Annotated in this window: 6 protein-coding genes; 1 reads left to right on the top strand and 5 read right to left on the bottom strand. The window is 35.0% G+C overall.

The window, feature by feature from the left end:
• Positions 1 to 63 precede the first annotated feature (63 nt).
• Positions 64 to 1,512: a sigma-54 interaction domain-containing protein gene (locus tag AC3AX0_RS05140; RefSeq protein WP_487549236.1), complete on the top strand. Its 1,449-nt coding sequence runs from the start codon at positions 64 to 66 to the stop codon at positions 1,510 to 1,512.
• 77 nt (positions 1,513 to 1,589) lie between these two features.
• Here AC3AX0_RS05140 and AC3AX0_RS05145 read toward each other — a convergent pair whose 3' ends face one another.
• The 5 genes from AC3AX0_RS05145 to AC3AX0_RS05165 form a co-directional block, all read right to left on the bottom strand.
• Positions 1,590 to 2,513, bottom strand: a complete 924-nt coding sequence (locus tag AC3AX0_RS05145) for a DMT family transporter (protein ID WP_487549237.1) — start codon at positions 2,511 to 2,513, stop codon at positions 1,590 to 1,592.
• 1 nt (position 2,514) lies between these two features.
• Positions 2,515 to 2,970 (bottom strand): PPC domain-containing DNA-binding protein, encoded by a 456-nt coding sequence (locus tag AC3AX0_RS05150; RefSeq protein ID WP_487549238.1) that lies wholly within the window; start codon positions 2,968 to 2,970, stop codon positions 2,515 to 2,517.
• Positions 2,971 to 3,043: 73 nt separating this feature from the next.
• Complete coding sequence (locus AC3AX0_RS05155) at positions 3,044 to 3,976, bottom strand: DMT family transporter (protein ID WP_487549239.1); 933 nt, start codon at positions 3,974 to 3,976, stop codon at positions 3,044 to 3,046.
• A gap of 597 nt (positions 3,977 to 4,573) precedes the next feature.
• Complete coding sequence (locus AC3AX0_RS05160) at positions 4,574 to 5,473, bottom strand: acetoacetate decarboxylase family protein (RefSeq protein ID WP_487549240.1); 900 nt, start codon at positions 5,471 to 5,473, stop codon at positions 4,574 to 4,576.
• A 55-nt stretch (positions 5,474 to 5,528) separates the two neighbouring features.
• The coding region (locus AC3AX0_RS05165) for a dihydroxy-acid dehydratase domain-containing protein (protein WP_487549241.1) at positions 5,529 to 6,632 on the bottom strand (1,104 nt) is incomplete at its 5' end.

Genomic DNA, 6,632 nt, shown 5'->3' on the forward strand with positions numbered 1-6,632 from the left:
AAGTGCATTCACACCTTAATTGATGCTTAAATACCATTTATTCAACATTTCAAGGAGAAATATATGATAAATTCAAATGAAAAAATCATTAATTTAATAGAAAAACAGAAACTTCCACTGAGTGCCATCGAGGCAGTTGAAGACATATGCATACATATTGTCGACAAAGAAGGAAAGACCATCTGTTACTCAAAGGGTTGTGAAAAAATAGAAGGTGAGAGTAGAGATAACATTATAGGAAAAACCATAGATGAACTCTACACCTTTGAGGAAATAAAAGACAATTCCCACGGCTCCATCCAGTTAAAGGTTCTTGAAACAGGTAAGATAATGAAAAACAACCATGTTATATATACTTCAAAAAACAATAAATATGTTGATGTTATAAGCTCCACCTATCCCGTATTTTCAGACGACGAGTCGGAGGTAATAGCTGCAGTCTGTGTTTTCAGAGATATCGGAGACTATATGAAAATGGCCACTACAATACAGAAATTAAAAAACGACCTTAATACTGAAAAGATTGCAAAGAGAAATAACGGTACTGTATATTCCTTCAAGGATGTAATATTCACAAGTGCTTCAATGGATGAATGTATACATATAGCAAAAAAAGCGGCTAAAAACTTTGCTCCCGTAATGATTATAGGATCCACCGGAACTGGAAAGGAAGTCTTCGCCCAGTCTATACACAACGAAAGCATTGTCTCAAAGGGACCCTTCGTTGCAATCAACTGCTCGGCAATTCCTGAAAACCTACTGGAAAGCACGCTCTTTGGTACATGCAAGGGAGCCTTCACAGGAGCTGTGGAAAACGTTGGTCTATTTGAATCCGCCAAGGACGGCACCCTTTTTCTCGATGAAATCAACTCAATGGACCTTAACCTCCAAGCCAAACTTCTAAGATCTCTTGAAACAAAGACAATTAGAAAGGTTGGAGGAAATGAAGAGATTCCAATAAAAGTAAGAATAATAAGCGCAACCAACCAAGACCCTCTCCAGGCTGTAAAAGATAAAAAAATAAGGGCGGATTTCTACTACAGACTTGCAGTAATATCTCTCGATATTCCTGATCTTAAGGACAGAAAAGAGGATATTTCCAAGCTTGTTGATTCTTTCATTCTAAGTAATGCCTCTGTTCTTGGTAAACAAATATCTAAAATTTCGGATGAAGCTTATAACGTTCTTCTAGAACATAACTGGCCGGGGAACATAAGAGAGCTAAAACACGTAGTAGACCAGGCCCTCTATCTTTCGGATTTTAACGAAACCATCATAAACCCACATCATCTTCCAAAATATCTCTTTGCAAACTATTCAAAGAAAAAGTATATTTCCAAATATCTTAGCAAGCAAAAGGATAATCTTAAAGATACAATGAAGGATATTGAAAAGCAGATAATCCTTGATGCATTTGAAAATTCAGATAAAAACATTACCCAAACAGCACAGAAGCTTGGAATGACGAGACAGAACATGCAGCATAAGTTGAAAACTTATGGAATAAGATAATAAAATTTCCGATAATAAAAAAATCCAGTCTTGACTACAAGACTGGATTTTCATCTATATTTATTTCAATTATTCAACTAAACTATATTTTCTGATTTTTCATCACTGTTAATGCTTTTTTCTCCACTCTTGTCGAATACATTTAATACTATTACAGAAGTTATTATTATGGCTGTTCCTATGAGCCCGCTTCTGTCAACATAATAGCCATAGAAAGCTATATTTATACACAAGGTGACCACAGGAACCATATTGTTGAACACATTTGTAACAGTTACTCCTAGTCCCTTAATAGCCATAATATACAAGAAATAACTTATGCAGGCATTGAGAACAACAATTATTGCAAGATGGCTTGCTATAGGAATCGTTATACTTTCCATGGAAACAGGATATAGGATAATGAAGAAAAAAGAAGTCAAAACTGCTCCCATACCTTGAACCATTAGTATCTCTGCCATTTCATACCTGTCGTAGTATTTCTCCGATATGAAGCAGTATGCAACCCATGCGATCATTGAAATGAAAATGTAAACGTAGCCTGTAATGCTGTTTTTATCCATGGACATATTACCGGCACCAATTATGAAAAACACACCAATTATCGAACCAATAACACACAACAGCTTCAACCCGGTAAATCTTTTTTTAAATATGATTCGGTCTGCAAAAAGACAAGCTACTGGGATTAATGCCAGCAGAACTGTCACGATGGATGAATTAGTAGCCTTTATTGCTGTATTCGCAAGCACATTAAATAGAGTTAATCCAATAAATCCTGTAAATAAAAGGCTTAAGAAGTCATTGCCTTTTATCGAAAATGATTTCCCGAATAAAAAATTGTAAGCTGTCAATAAAATTGTTGCAAGCAAATACTGTACCGCCATTAATGTTCCTGGATGAAACACTTCCATAAGAACTTCCTTTGATACATAGCTCATTCCCCATATAAAAGATGCTCCTGCGGCCGCCAACAAGGCAATCATTTTTTCTTTATTCATATCATTCTCCAATTTCTAGCAATGTAAATCCGCTCTTTTCATCAATCTTTCTTTTTGCTTTACAGTCAAGCAGTTCAACAACCACTACTTCCATATACATCCAAACCTTAACTCCAACACGAGTACATCCTGTTATAGTATTATTTTCCCTTCCAGCTGCTGCATGGAGGTGAAGAATTGGTTTATTGTCTTCATCAAGAAATATGGTTCCAACTCCTACAGATTCGTGAATATCATCAAATTCATTTATGTTTAGAGGCATATTTTGCTTTATGTCCTTTCCATTTACAGGTCCCGATACCATCCTGCTTCCCTGGTCTACTCCTCCGAGAATATAAACCAATCCTGAATCTATTCCCTTTTCTTCTGCAAATTTTTCTATATCTTCTGGAATTACATCACCTTGTTCAAGTCTCAGTACAAATGTCCTTCCCTGCTTTACTTCAGTATATTTCATTTATTTCTCCTTTGTAACCAACACCCTAAATTATCAAATCGCCGATGAAAATATATTCATGCTTCCTGTTATATCAGTTGACATGCTCCACATATTTAGTTTCCAAATTAACATTCATATCACATTCCTCACAGCTCCTGTCAAATACATTAAGCACTATGACAGATGCTATTATTACTGCAGTTCCCAAAATACTTACAATACCTATCTCAACATTAAAGAATACCACATTAACAAACAAAGTCACAACGGGGACAATGTTATTGAATACATTGGTAACCGTAACGCCAAGCTCTCTAATTGCAACAATATAAAATGCAAAGCTTATGCAGGCATTAAGTATTATTAATATGAAAAAATGAACAAATATATCTGCATTAATTGTATTCAAATGTATAGGATGTATTATTAGATAGAAAAAGGTTGTTGAGAATGCTCCCAGACTCTGGACAAAGAGAATTTCCATTGAATCATACCTGCTATAAAACTTGTCTGAAATAAAGCAGAACACTACCCAGGCAAGAACTCCAATAATTGTATATAAATAACCTATTAAACTTCCGGAAACACTCATACCTCCCGAACCAATTACCATATATACTCCTATGAACGATCCCAGTATACATAAAACCTTAAGTTTCGTAAATTTTTTTTTGTACATTATCCTATCCACTAAAAGACATGCTATAGGTATCAAAGCCAGAAGAACAGACACAATGGATGAATTGGTTTCTTTTATTCCCATGTTGCAAAAAACATTGTACAAGTTTAGTCCAACTATACCTGTTCCAAAAAGGCTTATGAAATCCTTTCTTTTTATAGTGAATTTTTTTCTTATTAAAAAATTATATACACCTAATATCACAGATACACATAAAAGCTGAAATGCTATCAAAGATCCGGGATGAATATCGACAAGAAGTATCTCCTTGGATACAAAGCTGACTCCCCAGATTATGGATGCAATTGTTATAAACACAAATGCAATTATTTTATTTTTTTTCATAATCTCTCCCGATGTACAGATCCTACGTAACAGTTAATCCTGTATTTGACTAATTTTGTACATCAATTATCATTTAATTTACTTAATATTACACTCTTGATTTTGAAATAGCAATGATTATTTTATGCATCAGTCATTAGAATATATTATTGCTGTAATATTGTCTAATAGACCTTCAAAAAAGACAAAGATACGTAGATTTACGAGTCTTTGCCAAAGGTATATTTATCTAATGTTACTCTCACTTTATTCTTCTAAATGAAGTGAATACTTCAAGTTGACTACAGAAACAGATATTGACCATAGAAAGTTTACCTTGCTACAAATGAAAAAAAGTCTACATCCTTTTCCGGTGATATTATATATTTTATTACATCCTCATCCAAATGTTTCGGCATTGGTATAAACACAAGAATTCAATGTACATTTTCATCTTCATTTGCTTTTTTCAATTCCTCTATGAATTCATTCTGTGAAATATCTACGAGAACCCGCATTATGTGAAAAAATACCGGTAGAGAGTAGTTTTTGAAGAATAATTTCTCCCACAACTGCTAAAGAGCTGTTATGGGAGAAAAGAAAGGATAATCTATTTAATTATTTGTTTTCTTCGTTAAAATCATAGTCAACTTCGTGACCGTAAATTGTAAATCCAAGAGGTGTAAAGTATGAAGCTGTGATTTCAACAGGTTTAAGAAGTTGATGCTCTTCTGCAACTGAATTGAAAAAATCTAATTTTGTATCTGTGCATTCCCAACAATCGCCATACCAAGTATCAATAATGTTATGAATAACCTTGTGTACTAAATGTCCTTTGTATCCCATATTAATATCAGGATAGATAAGAAGGTTGTGTGTAGGAATAAGTACATCAGGGTGCATATCATCAGGATGAATTGGCTTATCGAGAGTAGTTACACCGTGGATTAATTTTTCCATATGTGCCGAACAAACAGCACCGATTTTAAAACCTTTATCAAATTGAGGGAAGTGAGGGTTTAAGTCGTTCATATGATGCTTCTCGAAAGAAGTATGAACCTCTCCGATCTTTTTAGGAGCACCACATATCCAACCTCTAAGTAATGAATAGTCTTTATTTACCCAAAAGTATACATATATTTTTGTTTCTTTGCCTTTAAATCTGCATCTAACTTCAATATAAGCTTCTGTGAAATTACAACGCTCGGGAAGTTCATATAAAAGTTCCTTATCTCTTTCAACAATAGACTCATATGAGTTAAAGTGAATTACACATCCTCCCGGATTTTCCAATGACAACTCAAAAGGATAAGGTAAAAATTGTTTTACTGCTTCAGGATCCGCTTTATAAACAACAACCATTTCTTCGCCACAAAAATGATATGGCGGTTCGCCTAAAACGTTGCCCTTTCCGTTTGGTGTTAAAGGATATGAATATCCTCCTTGTAATTTAGGTGTTTCCATTTTACCTTTTAAATCATAACCTGCTGCTAAATATTCAGCTCTAATTGGTGCCATAATATTTCCTCCTTACACTACAAATAGTGTTTACTTTCTAAATTGTACTTCGCTATTAAAGTATAGCTCCTTTACTGGCTGAACTAGCCAATTTTGCATATGTAGAAAGATATCCTTTAAGCTTCTTAGGCTTATAAGACCAGTTTTTAAATCTTTCTGCTATTTCTTCTTCTGTCAAATGAAGGTGTAAGTCTCTATTTTCAAAATCTATTGTAATCTTATCTCCGTCCTCTACGATTGCAATAGGACCTCCATCTGCCGCTTCCGGTGAAATATGACCTACAAAACAGCCGTTGTTTGTTCCTGAAAACCTGCCATCTGTAATTAGGGCTGTTTTTTCATCTAAGTGCTGACCCTTAAGGAGCTTGAGTGCTTTATACATTTCTCTCATTCCCGGGCCGCCTTTCGGGCCTTCGTATCTTATTACAATAACGTGACCTTCTCTTACCTTGTGCTGTAAAACAGCTTCGTTGCAAGCTTCCTCGGATTCAAAAACTATTGCCTCTCCCGTAAAGCAAGTGTGGCTTGTTGTATTGGGTTTTGCAACACCCGTGTCAGGTGCAAGGTTACCTTTAATAATTGATAAACTGCTTACTGTGGAAAACGGATCATCCAAAGGTCTTAATATTACTCTGTCGACTTCACCATATTTGTTTCTGAATCCATCAATATTTTCACCTATGGTATTCCCATCTACAGTCAAGCAGTCTAAGTTAAGCATTGATTTCATTTCCTTCATAACCTGAGGAACTCCGCCTGAATAATGAAAATCTGTAACATCATACTCAGATGACGGATTAACCTTTAGAAGTAAAGGTACCTTATTGTATGAAAGCTCATCTATTGTATCCAAAACAAAAGAAGTATCTATTCCTGCTTCATGCGCTATTGCCGACAAGTGTAAAACCGCATTTGTTGAGCCACCTATTGCCATAAGAACCTTAATTGCATTTTTAATGGATTCTTTAGTTATTATCTTGTCGACTGTAACATTTTTTCTTACAAGGTCAACTATGGTTTCGCCCGCCTTGAATGACGCTCTTATTCTATCGTTAAATACAGCAGGTATCATTGATGTGCCCGAAAGTGTCAGTCCTAAAACCTCAGAAAGACAGCACATAGTATTTGCCGTACCCATATATGAACAAGATCCACAAGT

This window comes from Dethiosulfatibacter sp. (assembly GCF_983023055.1).

Bases quoted from the DNA above. Each gene is read 5' to 3' on its own strand.
- AC3AX0_RS05160 (WP_487549240.1), bottom strand. From the start codon at position 5,473: ATGGCACCAATTAGAGCTGAATATTTAGCAGCAGGTTATGATTTAAAA.
- AC3AX0_RS05150 (WP_487549238.1), bottom strand. From the start codon at position 2,970: ATGAAATATACTGAAGTAAAGCAGGGAAGGACATTTGTACTGAGACTT.
- AC3AX0_RS05155 (WP_487549239.1), bottom strand. From the start codon at position 3,976: ATGAAAAAAAATAAAATAATTGCATTTGTGTTTATAACAATTGCATCC.
- AC3AX0_RS05140 (WP_487549236.1), top strand. From the start codon at position 64: ATGATAAATTCAAATGAAAAAATCATTAATTTAATAGAAAAACAGAAA.
- AC3AX0_RS05145 (WP_487549237.1), bottom strand. From the start codon at position 2,513: ATGAATAAAGAAAAAATGATTGCCTTGTTGGCGGCCGCAGGAGCATCT.